Source organism: Paenibacillus sp. FSL W7-1279, assembly GCF_037969845.1.
Lineage (GTDB): Bacteria > Bacillota > Bacilli > Paenibacillales > Paenibacillaceae > Paenibacillus_AQ.
This window is the reverse complement of record NZ_CP150215.1, coordinates 5860398-5877414: the sequence shown is the minus strand read 5'-3', so window position 1 is coordinate 5877414 and position 17017 is coordinate 5860398. Positions and strand designations below refer to the sequence as shown.

General features: G+C 48.5%; 15 protein-coding genes. 6 read left to right on the top strand and 9 right to left on the bottom strand.

Going from position 1 to position 17017, the window contains the following annotated elements; translation table 11 throughout:
- The first annotated feature begins 23 nt into the window (after positions 1–23).
- Entirely contained in the window at positions 24–1007 is a 984-nt protein-coding gene (locus MKY82_RS26510; RefSeq protein WP_339294726.1) for a diaminopimelate dehydrogenase, read from the top strand.
- Between the two features lie 50 nt (positions 1008–1057).
- On the opposite strand, the gene gdhA is transcribed toward MKY82_RS26510, so the two are convergent.
- Positions 1058–2437: an NADP-specific glutamate dehydrogenase gene (gdhA, locus tag MKY82_RS26505; protein WP_071217941.1), complete on the bottom strand. Its 1380-nt coding sequence runs from the start codon at positions 2435–2437 to the stop codon at positions 1058–1060.
- A 512-nt stretch (positions 2438–2949) separates the two neighbouring features.
- Positions 2950–3786, bottom strand: a complete 837-nt coding sequence (locus tag MKY82_RS26500) for a YitT family protein (protein WP_071217942.1) — start codon at positions 3784–3786, stop codon at positions 2950–2952.
- Positions 3787–4107: 321 nt separating this feature from the next.
- Here MKY82_RS26500 and MKY82_RS26495 point away from each other — a divergent pair, with 321 nt between their 5' ends.
- Together MKY82_RS26495 and MKY82_RS26490 are read left to right on the top strand one after the other, a co-directional pair.
- Positions 4108–4872: an SDR family oxidoreductase gene (locus MKY82_RS26495; protein WP_339294725.1), complete on the top strand. Its 765-nt coding sequence runs from the start codon at positions 4108–4110 to the stop codon at positions 4870–4872.
- Positions 4873–5007: 135 nt separating this feature from the next.
- Positions 5008–5544: an SMI1/KNR4 family protein gene (locus MKY82_RS26490; RefSeq protein ID WP_339294724.1), complete on the top strand. Its 537-nt coding sequence runs from the start codon at positions 5008–5010 to the stop codon at positions 5542–5544.
- A gap of 169 nt (positions 5545–5713) precedes the next feature.
- Here MKY82_RS26490 and MKY82_RS26485 read toward each other — a convergent pair whose 3' ends face one another.
- A complete protein-coding gene (locus MKY82_RS26485) occupies positions 5714–6052 on the bottom strand; it encodes a VOC family protein (RefSeq protein WP_071217945.1) in 339 nt (112 codons plus the stop codon).
- A gap of 342 nt (positions 6053–6394) precedes the next feature.
- Between MKY82_RS26485 and MKY82_RS26480 the strand changes: the two genes are divergently transcribed.
- Both MKY82_RS26480 and MKY82_RS26475 read left to right on the top strand, forming a co-directional pair.
- Entirely contained in the window at positions 6395–7576 is a 1182-nt protein-coding gene (locus MKY82_RS26480) for a multidrug effflux MFS transporter (protein ID WP_339294723.1), read from the top strand.
- 310 nt (positions 7577–7886) lie between these two features.
- Positions 7887–9878, top strand: coding sequence for a serine hydrolase (locus MKY82_RS26475; protein WP_339294722.1), 1992 nt, complete (start codon positions 7887–7889; stop codon positions 9876–9878).
- Positions 9879–10364: 486 nt separating this feature from the next.
- Here the strand turns inward: MKY82_RS26475 and tnpA are convergent, their stop codons facing one another.
- Together tnpA and MKY82_RS26465 are read right to left on the bottom strand one after the other, a co-directional pair.
- On the bottom strand, positions 10365–10853 hold the full coding sequence (tnpA, locus tag MKY82_RS26470; RefSeq protein ID WP_071223663.1) for an IS200/IS605 family transposase: 489 nt from the start codon (positions 10851–10853) through the stop codon (positions 10365–10367).
- Positions 10854–11114: 261 nt separating this feature from the next.
- A complete protein-coding gene (locus MKY82_RS26465) occupies positions 11115–11468 on the bottom strand; it encodes a DoxX family protein (RefSeq protein ID WP_194544230.1) in 354 nt (117 codons plus the stop codon).
- 141 nt (positions 11469–11609) lie between these two features.
- Between MKY82_RS26465 and MKY82_RS26460 the strand changes: the two genes are divergently transcribed.
- Positions 11610–11993, top strand: coding sequence for a winged helix-turn-helix transcriptional regulator (locus tag MKY82_RS26460; RefSeq protein WP_194544229.1), 384 nt, complete (start codon positions 11610–11612; stop codon positions 11991–11993).
- Positions 11994–12079: 86 nt separating this feature from the next.
- Here MKY82_RS26460 and MKY82_RS26455 read toward each other — a convergent pair whose 3' ends face one another.
- The 4 genes from MKY82_RS26455 to yhbH all read right to left on the bottom strand — a co-directional run bounded on the left by MKY82_RS26455 (position 12080) and on the right by yhbH (position 16922).
- Entirely contained in the window at positions 12080–12919 is an 840-nt protein-coding gene (locus MKY82_RS26455) for a sulfurtransferase (RefSeq protein WP_339294721.1), read from the bottom strand.
- 169 nt (positions 12920–13088) lie between these two features.
- Complete coding sequence (locus MKY82_RS26450; protein WP_339294720.1) at positions 13089–15302, bottom strand: acyltransferase family protein; 2214 nt, start codon at positions 15300–15302, stop codon at positions 13089–13091.
- On the bottom strand, positions 15286–15423 hold the full coding sequence (locus tag MKY82_RS26445) for a hypothetical protein (RefSeq protein WP_201259340.1): 138 nt from the start codon (positions 15421–15423) through the stop codon (positions 15286–15288). The genes MKY82_RS26450 and MKY82_RS26445 overlap by 17 nt, the downstream gene beginning before the upstream one ends.
- Positions 15424–15761: 338 nt before the next feature.
- Positions 15762–16922, bottom strand: coding sequence for a sporulation protein YhbH (yhbH, locus tag MKY82_RS26440; protein WP_113057531.1), 1161 nt, complete (start codon positions 16920–16922; stop codon positions 15762–15764).
- Positions 16923–17017 lie beyond the last annotated feature (95 nt).

Sequence of the window (17017 nt, the reverse complement as noted above, 5' to 3'; positions counted from 1 at the left end):
GTTCTGACAAAGGGAGGATTACATTGAAAGCATCTATTAAAGTAGGGATCGTAGGTTATGGAAATTTGGGCAAAGGCGTACAGAAAGCCATCGGGCAAAATCCGGATTTGGAGCTGGTAGCCATCTTCACGCGCAGAGACCCGCAGCAAATGCCGGCCAATTCCGGTGCTCGCTTCGAGCATATATCAGCGGCAGAGCAATATATCGGCAAGATTGACGTTATGATTCTGTGCGGCGGTTCGGCTACGGATTTGCCTGAGCAAACACCACAGCTTGCCAGCATGTTCAATACGGTAGACAGCTTTGACACACACGCGAAAATCCCTGAGTTTTTCGAGGAAGTCAACAAAGCGGCGATGGGCGGAGGCCATGTCAGCGTCATTTCGACAGGCTGGGATCCGGGCTTGTTCTCCATGAATCGTCTGCTTGCCGAAGCGATTTTGCCGGAAGGTAAGGATTATACCTTCTGGGGCAAAGGCGTGAGCCAAGGCCACTCGGATGCCATCCGTCGTGTTCCCGGGGTGAAGGCAGGCGTTCAATACACGGTTCCAGTAGAAGAGGTTATCAACCAAATCCGTTCTGGTGAAACACCGGAGCTTGCCACACGCGAGAAGCACCGGAGAGATTGCTTCGTCGTAGCGGAAGAAGGCGCGGACCAAGAGCAAATCCGTCAAACGATTGTGTCGATGCCTAACTATTTTTCCGATTACGATACGACCGTAACTTTCATTACGCAAGAAGAGCTTGAAGCTGAGCATGCAGGCATGCCTCATGGCGGATTTGTCATTCGCAGCGGCGTAACCGGAAGCGGTAATAAACAAATTGTTGAATTTGGCCTGAAGCTTGACAGCAATCCGGAATTTACAGCCAGTGTGCTGGTATCTTATGCAAGAGCTGCCCATCGTTTGAGCAGAGAGGGATTGCAAGGCGCCAAGACGGTGTTTGATATCCCGCTGGGATACTTATCTCCAAAATCGGCTGAAGAGCTCCGCAGCGAGCTTCTATAAGCTGCAAAAAGCCCTGCCGCATATGCGACAGGGCTTTTTTTTGTTCTTATTTATACGATACCTTGTGCGATCATGGCATCTGCTACTTTAATAAAACCTGCGATGTTGGCACCAGCCACAAGATTGCCGGCTACGCCATATTCTTCTGCAGCATCTACGGCACTGCTGTAGATGTTTTTCATGATCTGATGGAGCTTTGCATCCACCTCTTCAAAGGTCCATGACATTCTCATGCTGTTCTGGCTCATCTCCAGCGCGGATACGGCAACCCCGCCTGCATTGGCGGCTTTAGCCGGTCCGAACAGTACGCCGCTGCTGATGAACTGCTCAATCGCTTCCAGCGTGGAAGGCATATTGGCTCCTTCACCGATGGCTTTTACGCCGTTCATGATGAGTGTCTTCGCTGCTTCTTCATCCAGCTCGTTCTGCGTGGCGCATGGAAGCGCGATGTCGCATGGAATGTTCCAGATGCCCGTGCAGCCTTCGGTATACTCGGCATGCGGGTGAATCTTGACGTATTCGCTGATCCGCAGGCGATCCCGTTCCTTCAGCAGCTTGACGGTTTCGAGGTTAATTCCGTCCGGATCATACAGGTATCCGTTGGAATCACTGCAGGCGATGACGTGCGCACCGAGCTGCTGTGCTTTTTCAATCGCATAGATGGAGACGTTGCCCGAGCCGGACACCACAACGCGGCTGTCTTTGAAGCTAAGGCCCTGCGAAGCCAGCATCTCCTGTACGAAGTAGACGCAGCCGTAACCGGTTGCTTCCGTACGTGCCAGGCTTCCGCCATAGATGACGCCTTTGCCTGTCAGCACGCCGGCCTCATGTCCTCCGCGGATACGCTTGTATTGGCCGAACATATAACCGATCTCGCGAGCGCCGACACCGATATCGCCGGCAGGCACATCGGAATCAGGTCCGATATGGCGGTAGAGCTCGGTCATGAAGCTCTGGGTAAAACGCATGACTTCCTGATCGGATTTGCCTTTTGGATCGAAATCCGAGCCGCCCTTGCCGCCGCCGATGGGCTGGCCTGTGAGCGCATTTTTGAAGATTTGTTCAAAGCCAAGGAATTTGACGATGCCGGCATAAACCGAAGGATGGAATCGGATGCCGCCTTTGTACGGACCCAGCGCGCTGTTAAACTGGACGCGGAACCCGCGGTTTACTTGGGTTTTGCCTTGATCATCCACCCATGGTATACGGAAGGTGATCATTCGTTCAGGCTCGACAAGGCGTTCCAGAATACCGTGTTCCCGATATTTCGGATGCTGGGCTAAAACAGGGACGAGGGAATCGACAAATTCCCGGACGGCTTGATGAAATTCTTTCTCGTGCGGATCCCGGGCCACCACTTGGTTATAGATGGATTCCACATAGTCTTTCGCGGCATTAAGGGGTGAAGAAACAGAAATATTCGTAGTCACTTTTGCGATGCACTCCTTCAAATCGTTAAAGTAGAATTGCGTGATAAATCGTCGGTTTTGCTGAAAAGAAAGCCTGTCTCGGACAATTTGTACTAAAACATTAAAAGTTTGCACTCAGCATTTTTAAGTTAAAAAGAATTTTATAGAATCTTGCCTCGTATTACCAATAAAATGTTTTTTGCGAACTCATTAAATATTTCTATAAAGTTGTCATTTGGTGTAAGTTAATAAGCCATAACCCCGTGTTTCGTGTAGCGAAAATGCAAAAAATGATCCGAATTTGTCATGGAAAAATACAAATAAAAGGAACTTTGCCTTCAGTTTTTTCGGCATAATTAGCGTCTGATCATATGGGAAAAATGGAATGTAATTACAGTGATTGAAGCCATGAAAAAGTTCTCGGCAGCGATGTTTATTTTGGCAATAAGTGCCTTGACGGCATAATAAAAAAGATCGAAACATGCCCGAACGGCTGTTTCGATCTTCTTATTCATATAAGGATAAGTCCGGTCTTATTTCGAAATATCGATAAATCCTTCGCCAAACACGTCGCGTACGTCGTGAATCGTGACAAAGGCGTTTTTATCCTCCGCACGGACGATTTTTTTGAGCATGGAAACTTCCTGTTTACTGATGACGATGTAGAGCACATCCTTGGTCTGCCCGGTGTAATATCCATAACCCCGAAGCACGGTCACCCCGCGGTCCATAATCTCCGTCACCCGAATTGCGATGCGGTCATGATGAGTCGAGATGATGGTAACGGCCTTTTTGGGATTCAAACCCTCGATAATGAACTCCATCGCCTTGGTGCCAATATAGAGGATGACCACGGTGAACATCACCTTCTCGATCCCGATTACAAAGACGGACAGTCCGGCCACGATCAGGTCAAAGAACAGCAGGGCATAACTGATATTCCAATCCCAATATTTATTAGCCAAACGGGCCAATATCACCGTACCTGCCGTTGTGCCGCCAACCCGGACGATGAGTCCAATCCCGACGCCGGCAAACAACCCGGCAAATATGGCATTGATCACCGGCTCATCCGAAGCGATGTGCCAGTTCTCCGTCAAGTGGAGGAACAGGGAGTGAAAGGCAACCACGATAATGGTATAGACAGTCGTTTTTTTATCCAGAAGCTTATAGCCGACAATCAGCAAAATTCCGTTTATCACTATGCCGACCAGCGCCGGGGACCATTTCAGCACATAAAACAGAATAATCGATATCCCGGTAACGCCGCCTTCGCCAAAATCGTTGGGAATGACGAATAAATTGACGGCCAGCGCAAAAATAAATGCCCCGATGAGCAGCATGATCATATCAAACGCTCTTTTTTTCATACGATATACCTCCATGACTTTCAACAAGCTCACAAAAAAAGCGACTAAAGGAAAAAATCATCCTTTAATCGCTTTATGCAAACACAGGTTGCGCAGCTCTTTTGATATTCTCATTATAATAATCATTACATGGAATGTAAATGATTTTTAATTCACTGAGCGCAGGAGACGACGGAAATGCCTGCGTTGTAGCCCCCCCTTTCAGGCGGGGCATTTTTTATGGGGTTTATCGTGAGGAAGGCGAGAATAGGAGCGCAATATTTCGAAATGGGGTCTGTGCTAAAACTAAAAGTGAAAAGAAGAAGAGGGGATGATGAGAACATGAATACATTGAATGGGAAAGTTGCTATGGTTACGGGCTCGAGCCGAGGCATCGGACGTGCCATCGCGATACGATTGGCGAAGGAAGGAGCGTTGGTAGCCGTTCACTATGGCAAGAACCATGAGGCGGCGGAAGAGGTCGTCAGCGAGATAACACGGGCTGGCGGAGAAGCTTTCTTGGTAGGGGCAGATCTCGCCTCCTCGGATGGAATAAGTGCCCTGTACGCGGCGCTGGATGAGACATTGAAAGCACGAACAGGCAATACGTATTTCGATATTCTGGTTAACAACGCAGGGATCGGCTTAGTGGAAACCATCGAGGAGACCACGGAGGAGAGCTTTGATGATGTGATGCGAATGAACGTGAAGTCGCCATTCTTCATGATTCAGCAGGCTCTGCCACGTCTTCGGGACGAGGGGCGCATTATCAATTTATCTTCTGCAGTAACGCGAATTTCCTTGCCCAATATTCCAGCGTATACGATGACGAAGGGGGCTATTAATTCGCTGACCCTCTCTCTGTCGAGCCAGTTGGGTTCCCGCGGAATTACGATCAATGCGATCCAGCCCGGATTCGTAGCTACCGACATGAATGCTGCCATGCTTCAGGACCCTGCCTCGTTCCAATTCGGAGCCGGTTATTCGATCTTCGGAAGATGGGGTGAGCCTGGGGATATCGCCGACATAGCTGCGTTTCTGGCATCTCCGGACAGCCGCTGGATCACCGGTCAATGCATCGATGCCAGTGGAGGCTCCCATCTGTGACCTCGGTCTTAGCCGCAAATCCATGAACGTGGAAAGAGCCTCATTCCGGCGGCATAATTCCTTTTTTCGGTATTTCCTCTATAATGTTTGAAGAAGTTACAAGGCAGGAAGTACCAGGATGGAGGAAGGCCAAGGATGTGGAATATCGATTTTGAGCACCAGTATGACAAACGTTCCGGCGCAACCGAAGAACAAATGGCCCGTTTTGTTAAGGAGTGGAATGCGGAGCTGTCTGCGGCAGAAATGGAGGACATCAAGGGAAGACAAGTGAATCCTTTTCACAAAAGGTCTCCCTTTTACGACCAATATACGCCGCTCGATCCTGCAGGTTGGAAGCTGCCTCAGCGAAGTTTTCCCGCTAGCTATTTGGACTTGTTGAAGTACTCCAACGGTGGAGAGTTTCAACAGGGAGAACGTCTTTTTCAGTTCTTTAGCACGGATGACCTGAGGGAGATGAATCTGGCTTACGAGCTGCCGGAGTATATGCCGAATGCGGTGTCGTTTGCTATGGATGGAAGCGGAAATCATTATATGTTCGATATGAGGGAAGATTCGATAAACGGTGAATATCCGATTCTGTTCGCTCATTCCGGCAGCTTGGGGTATGAGGAGTGCGAACGGGTTGCGGATTCTTTGTCGGCGTTATGCACGGAGAAATGGGAGCTGTATTGAGAAGGATAGGAATGCAAGCAGGGAGCCCAGAAACCAATTGGGGGAATGTGGATACGAAGGATTATCCTTATTGGCAGGGTTAGCATATCTTGAACAGGGAGAAGGGCCCGCGCGTAATGTGCGGGCTCTTCTATTTTGCGCTCAGCAGTCGTTCACGTACATGTAACCTTTAGGCCAGTACTTCGACAGTAAAACCGCCCGGAGCTTTAACGTAGAAGGTCCATCCGTGCGCTCTTTGAGGCGCTGTGACATCAAAGCCGTCATCGCTTAGACGCTGATGGATCTCATTTACCTTTGCTTCGCTTTCCTGTATAAAGCCGATATGAAACGTCTTGGGATAGTTAACCTCGGTACCCCGCATTAAGGTCAGCACCATCCCCTGATCGTCAAACAGTGCTGCAAACGACTGGCCACGCTCGCCTCCAATTTTGAGTCCAAAATAGGTTTGCAAAAATTCCTTTGCTGCGGTTACATCGGTGACGGTGAGGTTAAGATGGTTCAGTATCATAGCGTAAACACTTCCTTTCAGGAGAATAAGCGATTCTTGATTCAAGCGTAGCACATGAATGCAAGTGGAGGGCTTACGCCGGTTTAGGCCCGGAACGGGTGACAAAACCCGTCACATAAGTTGAATGTTTCAGATAAGGCTTCGTACAAGCAAGAATAGGGAAACGTATTTTGACAGTGATTCTGCTATAATAATCGATAGATATCCCCCCCCTTATTCAGAAAAAAAGGTGAATTTTCATGCTTTCATTTACTAGACTAACCAAATGCAAACCCCCGATCCCGTAATTTCTTTGCCAGCCAACTAGAGATTTTTTTTGAAATGATGAGGGGGACGTTAGCTGTGCAAAGAAAAATCTCAAATCCATCCATATGGTTATTAATTATCCTTGTGGGTTTCCCGCAAATTAGTGAAACGATATATACACCATCATTACCGGACATTGCCCATCAATTGGGAGCAAGCAATAATGCAATCCAACTGACGCTCAGCATTTACTTTCTGGGCTTTGCCTTCGGCGTGTTTTGCTGGGGAAGGCTTTCGGATTCCATCGGACGTCGCCCTGCTATGCTGTGGGGCATCCTGGTTTATGGAATAGGCAGCTTGGGCTGCTATCTGTCCGGTTCGGCCGAATGGTTATTGGTGAGCCGATTCATTCAGGCCTTTGGTGCCAGCACCGGCTCGGTTGTCACCCAAACCATCTTACGTGAGAGCATCGATGGAGCCAAGCGACATGCGGTGTTTGCCCAGATTTCGGCTGCGCTTGCGTTTACGCCTGCTATTGGGCCGCTCATTGGCGGATGGGTAGATCAATCTCTTGGTTTCAGAGCAGTGTTCTTAACGCTGGTTTTGATGAGCGCCGCCATTTTGGCGTATTCCTGGACTTCTCTGCCTGAGACCAGGGTAAAGTCTGTATCAAAGATTAACACCCTCTCCGTGGCCAAGCGTCTGGTCACTGACCGCAGAATATGGGGGTTCGGTTTTCTCGTTGGAGCTACCAACGGCATATTGTTCAGTTACTATGCGGAGGCCCCGTTTATTTTTATTGAATTTTTTCAGATGAGTCCCGGCGGGTTCGGTTTCTTCGGAATCTTTGTTGCGATGTCATCCATCCTGGGTGCGATGCTGTCGAAGAAACTGCTGACCAGGCTCCAGGCTGAGCGCATGATCGTGATCGGCACGATCATTACGATGCTGGGGGCCCTTTCCCTTACCGTTCTTGCTGTTAGCGGAATTAACGCCACCCTAATGCATATGGTGTTGATGGTAGCGTGTATTTTTATTCTTCTGCTCGGTATCGGAATGGCGCTTCCGAATTGCCTTAGTCTGGCGTTGAACCAATATGGAGATGTGCTCGGAACGGCAGGAGCGATCTTCGGATTGGGTTATTACGTTATCGTCAGCCTGATTACCAGCGGCATGAGTCTTCTTCACAATGGCTCGTTAATCACAATGCCCTTGTATTTTCTTGGGCTTGCGGTTGTCATGGTTTGCGTGAGCAAGAAGTTGCTGGATATACGCTGAGGTAGTCCGGTATCTTGTTCAAGTTTTATATAGGATTGAAAAGAAGCTGTCCCCTTCCTAGCAGGAGGGGCAGCTTCTTCTTGTTCCACTGGATTAATAGAGCGGCGGTGGTACGCCTACCGATAAAAGATGCCCAGCAGTAGTGCATTCTTTTATGGTCATAAATCCTAATGCCTAATTGTCATATGACATTTTGAAGTGTTTTGGCATTGTGGGTGACGAAATGACACTTGTTGATATGACAAGCCATTTGCCATACTCGGTTCAGCCAGTTGTTATGAGGCAAATACATTTTGAGGAGAGACCATGTATGAATAAAAAGACTCGCACCATCGCGGTTCTGCTATTATCCGCTATGGCAACGACCGCAATTATCCCAACTAGCAGCCGGGCAGCTGCCGCAACAATGACCACGACTAATGCACCTGTAAATTCTAGCTTGGAGGGCCCCCGCGATGCCAAGGAGCTAGAAGCATTTGCAGATCGCGTTTTTGCGGACGTGATGAAGAAGTATAACACAGTCGGTTCTAATTTTGCGGTCGTGGCCGATGGGAAAGTGTTACTAAGCAAAGGTTACGGTTATGCCGACAAAGAAAAGAAGATTCCCGTTGATAAAGACACCGTTTTCCAGATCGGCTCTGTTACCAAGACATTCACGGCCTTGGCGGCTATGCAGTTGGTCGATAAGGGGAACATCGATTTACGAGGCGATATTCAAAAGTACTTAGGAGGAGTGAAGATTCCGAATAAAACGGGGAAAAAGCTGACCATGTATGATCTGCTTACCTATGCAACCGGATTTGAATCACCCGATATCTCTTCGTATTATTCACCGGAATATGTTAACAAAAACTTTCCAATAAAGGATTTTGTCAAATCACATATGTCAGCGGTAGTGAGGCCTCCGGGAGAAGCATACGTTTATGACAATCTTGGGTTTTTGCTAGCGGGGTATGCGGTAGAGAACGTCTCGGGAATGCCCTATTCGAAGTATATGGAGAAAAACATTTTCACCCCGTTAGGCATGACCTCAACGAGTGTACGGTTTACGCCCGAACTATTAGGCAGAATGGCTGCTCACTATGGACCGAAGGGTGAAAAGATCCCCATGGATGGAACTATGCCTACAGAAAAACCTGAAGGTGGTATCATTTCAACAGCAGATGACATGGCGAAGTATCTCTTAATGCATCTGAACAAAGGAAAGTATGGTGGCAAAGAAATTGTGAGCCAAAAAAGCATAGAGCAAATGCACACATACCAGTTTTTTGCTGATAAAACGATTCCTCTTACAACAATCGGGTTCGAAGGCTATTTCAATGAGAAGATGAATGGTCAACATGTGATTCTAAAAGGAGGAAATGTTACAGGGCATTCATCCCTGATTGTTATTCTGCCTGAGAAAAATGTAGCCTTCTATATGTCCAACAATGACGATAACCCCTATGTGAGCATTGACGTGTATGAAGCGTTTATGAATCACTATTATCCAAGAAAAACAGAAGTTTCAAAGCCAACCTATTCGGCAATCAGTGAGCAGCAAGCCAAAGCGTATGTCGGATTATATAAAAACACGCGTATGGAGGCCTCAAGGACTATGGTTTCTTATTCGAACGGGAAATTAGTTACGGAAACAGCTTCAGGCAAGCATACGCTGAAAATGATCCACCCTTTATTGTTCGAAGATGAATCAGGTACTAAAGTGACGTTTAAGAAAAACGCAGCTGGCCATATTGCATATATGTATTCTACGGGTCTACCAGACTTAGTTGCATTTTCAGAAAAAGTTAACGTGGATTCACCTTTCTCTGATGTACCTGCGAATAGTAAGTATAAATCATATATTAACAATCTCAAGGCCTTGAAAGTCATGAACGGGAAGTCTTCCCATATCTTTGATCCAAAAGGAACGATGACTCAAGGCGAATTCTCAGAAGTGCTGCTTCGCGCCCATGGGTGGCATAAACAGCCTTACATGATTGAACTCAATAAGAAGCAGATGAAAGCCGGACTGCCTAATTATCAGCCTAATTCTCCGATCACTAGACAAATGGCGGCGGTGATGATCCAAAACCTGAAGCAGGTAGAGCCTAGAACGAAGGTTAAACTGAGTGGCACAACGGATGCCTGGGCAGTTGAAGCCATCAAAGCGCTTATATCTCAAGGGATCATGGACCCGGATACCAAGGTTAAATCTGATGGTTCCGTGAATTTCCGTTCAAAAGAACTTTTGAAACGCCAAGAGGCTAGTGCCTTATTGGATCAAGCATTTAATTACTATACTTTACCGATTGGTCACTAATTTACCCGACTATAAGCATGCTGAGGCTGTCCTCCGTCCGAAACCTGACGAATAAAGACGCCCTGGCGGCATTGGATCATTTGGTCTTCCTCCATTTGTCGCTGCCGAAAGTCAAGCGCCTGTGCGATTTCTCTCATATAAAATCTTCGGCAGCTCGAACTGGATTACATGAAATCCCTGCAGGTGATGGACAACCTGTGGACCGCGGATCGGTTGGAGGTTCTAATGCTGAAGGAGATTCCTACAAGGATCAAGGCAGAAGTATTCGATGGCTTAACAAGAATGGAGTGCCTGCGCCAGATAGACTTCCGGTTTATCGATACCGGCAAAGGCCGAATTGCAGCACTCCGATCAACAAAATCAAAACCACCCGTGTGAACGGGTGGTTTGCTCTGCGGCTGAAAGCCTTTGTTACTGGCCAGCCCTAAAGGGCATTGAATCGTTCGCCAACCGCACTACTTTTTCGGCTACCCCTTAAGGGGTCTTCTAGTTCTTCTTCTTTCGTTTGCTTCCTGTTTCTTCTCCTGTGAATGGATCTATATACTCTTCCAGCGTCATTTGCTCTGCAACCACGTCTTCTTGTAACTGATTTCGTATATACTCTTCAATCACTTTCTTGTTCCTTCCTACCGTGTCCACATAAAACCCTTTACACCAGAATTTTCGATTCCCATACTTATATTTTAAATTTGCATGGCGATCAAATATCATTAAGCTACTCTTCCCTTTTAGATACCCTATAAATGATGACACACTTATTTTCGGCGGTATACTTACCAGCATGTGTATATGATCTTTACATGCCTCTGCTTCTATAATTTCTACACCTTTTCTTTCACACAATTGTCTTAGTATTTTTCCTATATCTCTTTTCAATTTCCCATAGATCACTTGTCTTCTGTACTTTGGTGCAAACACTATGTGATACTTACAATTCCATTTTGTATGTGCTAAACTGTTCACATCAGATGCCATCTGATCTCCTCCTCGTGTTTTAAATTTGGTTGGCGAACCGAATTTATCTTAACACTTCGGAGGATTTTTTTTATACAACGCTTAAGCTATCCTGAACCATACGCATAGCGTATGGTTTTCTTTTTACAATAATGAAAAGCCCGCAATGGTAGCGGGCTTTTTGCGATTTCAATCTTTGTATTCCTCTCCGCTCGCCACCGGGTTCTCGTCAAACGAGATCCAATCGCTCCATCTTCCGGAATATAGCTTCACGTTGGTACTTTATAGTCTTCCAATTGCCACGATCAACGCCAGAACTACAAAAAAGATATTCACGCCGATCTCCCGGTACTCTTTTCGCCAAATATGAAACATCATCCCGAGCAGTGCGACCGCAGCCAAAGCCATCGCGGCGATCGGCGTAAGCACCGGAGCTATGTTCAACGCCCACGGCAAAACAAGGCCCGGCGCTCCGAGTAGTTCTGCGATTCCGATCAGAACAACTAGAGTTTTCGGTACATCCTTTACCCAGGACCATGTCTTTTTTGACGACTCGATACGAACGGTTTTCATCCATCCCGAATATACGAAGCCTGCCGCCAATATGATTTGTACGATCCATAACGTCACATTCATCTTTTCTTTTCCCCTCACTTGTTCGATTTCGATATCTGCCTCTATACTAAAGTGAGAAAGTCCAATCAGGAAGTAGGCACTTAAACCTAACCAGGTAACCAAAAGTTAACCCTTGGCATGACAAGAAAGTGAGGAATAAGAATGACGGTGTATTGCAAATTCGGAACCGCGCTGGAAATCCTCACGGGCAAATGGAAATCATTGATTCTTCTACGCCTGCTGATCAACGGTACAATGCGGTTCAGTGAATTACAAAAAGCCATTCCGGATATTTCGAAAAAGATGCTGGCCCAGCAGTTGAAAGAACTGGAATATCACGATATTGTGCATCGCGAAGTGTATGCGCAAATTCCGCCAAAGGTCGAATACTCGATTACAGAGTACGGACAGCTCATGAAGCCCGTGCTCCAGACCATGAGCGACTGGGGGGCTGGGCATGTGCAGCATATGCAGAAGCTGTACGGCGAAGAAGACGAAGCAGAGGCAAAACCGTCCGACCTTCGGAAAATCGATTCCTTGCGGTAAACGTTTCAGTATTAAGCGCACGCTAAAAAAGCCCGCAAAAATCGCGGGCGTTTCCTTTTTCTAAGTATACAAATAAAAACGAACGCTTAACCCTCTTCCCCTGTAGCTACCGGATTCTCCTCATAGCTGACCCAATCGCTCCAACTGCCCGCGTACAGCTTCACATTGCCGTAACCGGCTTCCTCCAGGGCAAGGACGTTCGGGCAAGCGGTGACGCCGGAGCCGCAGTATACGATAATCTCGGCATCCTCCGGAATGTCGGAAAAATGCTCGCGAAGCGCGCCTGCATCCTTCCAATGTCCGGCGTCGTCCAGGACGCCCTTCCAGAAGCAGTTCACCGCACCCGGAATATGTCCGGCTTTGGCGTCCAACGGTTCCTCGGCTCCGGCATATCTACGCGGTTCGCGTGAATCGATGAGAATTTTGTTACCATGCTGCGAAGCCGCGCGCACCTCATCTACGAGGACCAGTTTATCGGGCTTAAGGTTGATGTCATAGGGTACCGGAATGACGATCGGCTGTTCATCCGTTACCGGATACGAAGCGTTCTTCCAAGCCGTAAAGCCTTCATCCAACACATAGGCCTGTTCATGCCCGGTGTATTTCAGCAGCCACCATAAACGGCTGGCCATGGCTCCGCCTTGGTCGTCGTAGATGACGACACGGCTGCTCTTCTGAATGCCGGACTGGCCGAGACGCTTTGCAAGCTGATCCAAGTCCGGTAGAGGATGGCGTCCGCCATGTTGGGTGATAGGGGAGGAGAGGTCCTTCTCCAGGTCGAGGTAAACGGCACGCGGAATATGCGATTCCTCGTAAGCGGCTCGGCCGCTTTCCGGCTTCCCGAGGGCAAAACGGCAGTCGACGATGACCAGATCCGGTTCATAGAGTCTCGCCAGCAGCCATTTCATTGACACGATATTGTTCATATACCAGGACACCGCCTTCTATTAAGAAATAATGAGATTAAGTAACCGAATTATATCATATTGCTGCTTCCGATTACGTATATAACTAAAAAGTCGACCTGTCTCATAGAAGGATGAGATCAGGTCGACGATATGAGAATGAATAATGGCAAGAATCAGGATAAACGCTTTATTTCTTGATAGCTTGAAGCAGCATGGAGGTGTAAGCCTCGGCGCCTTCCGGCTCCAGATGGACACCGTCAGACCGGAAGTATTCCGGATGATCCTTACTGGCTGAATACCAATCCACCAGCGTAACTTTTGGGTTCTCGGCAGCCGCTTTTGCCAGCATGCCGTTCACGTTCTGTTCCCAATCACGCGGAACCCGCGTGTTGATAAGCAGAATTTGCTTAGCTGAGTCCAGAGGACGCAGAAGAGAATCCAGATCCTTTTTCGAGAAAGCGCCGTTGGTCCCCAGCCCGATGATGATAACGCCGCCATCTATCCGATTCTGGGTCTTCATAGCAGGGATCAGGTCATCGGCCTGACGCATTTGGCGGCCTATCTCTGCATCGATGTGAATGCCGGGCAGCGATTTCTCGAGATAAGGGGATACCCCGAGCATGACCGAATCACCAATGGCCGTGACGGTGGACTGGGATACCGGAGGATTTTGAGGCTTATTCGTTGGCTGCGTTTGATTGCTCTTTCCGCCTGTCGTTTCGCTTCCCGAGTCCTTGGATTGATCCGGCTTATCGGCCTTCTCCTCACCAGGTTTACCCGCTTTATCTTCATTCGGTTGATCCGGGATTGTTTTTTCGGAATCAGCCTTATCCGGGTCTTCGCTCCCTGTGTCGGTGTTCTTGTCTTCGTTGTCAGCGTCATTTCCAGCAGGAGGGTCCGGCTCTTCGTTTCCGCCAGTATCTTCATCGCCAGAATGTGTCGCTTCGTTCGGAAGCGGCATTTCATCCGTTTCTTTAGCAGGGTCCGGCTTCTTAATAACACCAGGCTGCTTCGCGTCGGTAGGCGGAGGGGAGATGTTCCCGTCGTCAGTGCCTGTAGGAAGCGGCGTTTGTCCTTGCGGTGGCTCCATCGCTCCGGACCCTCCGCCTTGATTCTGATCCGGTTCTTCCGGGGCAGGGTCATCAAGGTTCAGCATGGCAGCGATATCGCCTACCGTTCTCGCAGAAGATACGCTGCTCATCATCCCTGAGCAAAAAATACCGATTAGAATGAGCGAGCTTAGCGACACGACCCAGCCTCTTAATGAAATCGAAGCCGGACGGCGGCGAATGGAGCGGGCTTTAAACCATACCTTCTTCAGTCCGCCATGACGTATCGGTTCTTCAACATACTTCCAGGATAGGGCGGCCAGCAGAACGCTTGCCGCGATTTGCAGTGCAACCTGAGGCAGACTCAGATTGCCTGTGCCGGATGCAGGTGAGGTCAGGATCATCACCGGGTAATGCCATAAGTAAATGCCATAGGATCGAACGCCAATCCACAACAGGGGCTTCCAGCTTAACAAGCGGCTGATCGAAGCTGCAGGATGCGCCAACACCGCAACGAGGACAGCGGCGGCCAGAGAGAAGAGGAACATTCCCCCTTGATACAGGAACGAATCGTACCGGTCCACCCGCCACATCATGAACAGTATGATGAGCAATGCCACTGCGCCTGTTAGGTTGAGTCTGCGCCGGGCAGCCCTTGAAACATGGGTTGACAGCTTCCAGCTGGGCCATACGATAGCAAGCCCTGCTCCGATGAGTAAACCAAACGCCCGGGTATCCGTTCCGTAGTAGACCCGGCTAGGATCATCTCCCGGTTGATAGATCACTGCCATGGCGAGAGCTGAAATCGCGGCTCCGGCAGCAATGAAAGTGAACAGCTGTCCCCTGCGGGGGAATAGCTTGAGTACGGCTAACATGATTAGGGGCCACAGCAAGTAGAACTGTTCTTCCACGGCAAGCGACCAGAAATGCCCCAGTGGAGACGGCGGGCCAAATGATTCGAAATAAGATTGCTGCTGAAAAATAAACTGCCAGTTGCTTATGTATGTAACCGCACCGAGCACCTCACTCCGAAGCGTAGCCAGCCGAGATCGGTCAAATAGCGTAACCCACACCACCAGGATGAACAGCATGAGCAGCATAGCCGGCAGGAGACGTCGGAACCTTCGGATCCAGAAATCTTTCAGATCGATCCGGCGATGATGATGCCATTGCGATGCCAGAATATCCGTAATGAGATAGCCGGACAGTACGAAGAATAAACTGACTCCGAGAAAACCACCGCCTGCAAAACCGAAATTCCAGTGGTATCCCATCACTCCGATCAAGGCGAGGGCCCTCAGCCCATCAAGACCGGGCATGTAGCGTGAATGTGGCTTATCTGATGCCGGCACGGGAGATCACTCCTTTCGAAGGATCTGCGCTTACGCCGCCCTGGAACAGCCGCTGCGATAATATGTAGGACATATTCTCAAACGTCTGGGTGCTGAATAGTGAATGTGTCATTTGGAACATGGTAAACCTTCCCTTTCCTTTATAGGAGGATATCTTGAATTAAGGAGACGCTTATCGAATCCTGTAATATCCTGCAACACGATGTCATAGCTAATACTATCATTCCAGGAAAAACAGAAGGTGACAAAAAAGTGAAGCTACGGCTACATTATGATGTCAATAATAAAACAGATTTTTCATTTGAAAGGATAAGTCTACACACCTCGTTATCCATGATTCGGTAACCAATTGTTAGCTGTATCGCAATAGGCCATAAGAAAGAGGAGGTCCCTGCCTCCTCCAACATTAGGATGATTCGACATCCATGATTTCCCTTTTTATTTAATATAGAATATCGGTCAGATCGCCGCTCCCTGCCGTTTACGAAAAAAGGTTTTGAGTGCCTCGTACACTTCCCCTTTGTCTTTAATGACATGATACATGAATTGGTCCAGCTTGATATTCTTATAAGCCGACATCAGCGTGCTGCTGCGATTGTATTGATTGACCTCGCCATAACCGAACATATTGCTGACCTTCAGCAGTTCGCCGATGAGTTTGACGCAGCGTTCATTGTCGGACGTGAGGTTATCGCCGTCGGAGAAGTGGAAGGGATAAATGTTGTATTTGGAAGGGGGATAACGGTGATGAATGATATCAAGCGCCTTCTGATAAGCGGATGAACATATGGTTCCGCCGCTTTCACCCCGTGTGAAGAACTCTTCTTCGGTCACTTCTTTCGCCTCGGTATGGTGGGCGATAAACACGATTTCGACCTTCTCGTACTGCTTGCGAAGGAAGCGGGTCATCCAGAAGAAAAAGCTGCGCGCGCAGTATTTCTCGAAGGAGCCCATGGAGCCGGACGTATCCATCATGGCGATAATGACCGCATTGGATTCCGGGATGACGGTGTCGTCCCAGGTCTTGTAACGCAAGTCGTCCGGACTGATCCCGTGGATGCCGGGTTTGCCGTCTCTTGCATTGCGGCGCAAATTCTCCAAGATGGTGCGTTTCTTGTCGATGTTGGACATGATGCCTTTTTTGCGGATGTCGTTGAAGACGATGGACTCTGTCTCGATCTGCTCTTTATCCTTGGGCTGCAGCAGCGGGAGCTCCAGTTCCTCAAACAGCATATTCTCCAGTTCTTCCAGGCTGACCTCGGTTTCCACGATGTCCTGGCCTGCCTGATCGCCGGCCGATTCTCCCTTACCGGGCTGGGCTGACGAAGGGTCGCGTCCAAGAACGTCCCCAACCTGACTGTCACCGTCGCCCTGGCCGACATGCTTTTGCTTTTGATAGTTATAGATGAAACGGTATTCGTCAAGGCTGCGGATCGGAACTTTAATGATCTGCTTTCCGTCGGACAGAATAATGTTTTCCTCGGTAATAAGGTCGGGCAGGTTGCGTTTGATGACTTCACGGATTTTATGCTGATGACGTACCTGATCCTGATAGCCCTTGCGGTGCAGCGACCAGTCTTCACGGGATACAACAAACGACAGGGCGTCTTCATTTTGCATGGACAGTCACCTCCCTAGTATTGCCTTGACACGGTTGCCGTCTTTTTGGCTGTAGTAATTCATTATATTCGGGAGAAAGAGCGATATGTGAGTAT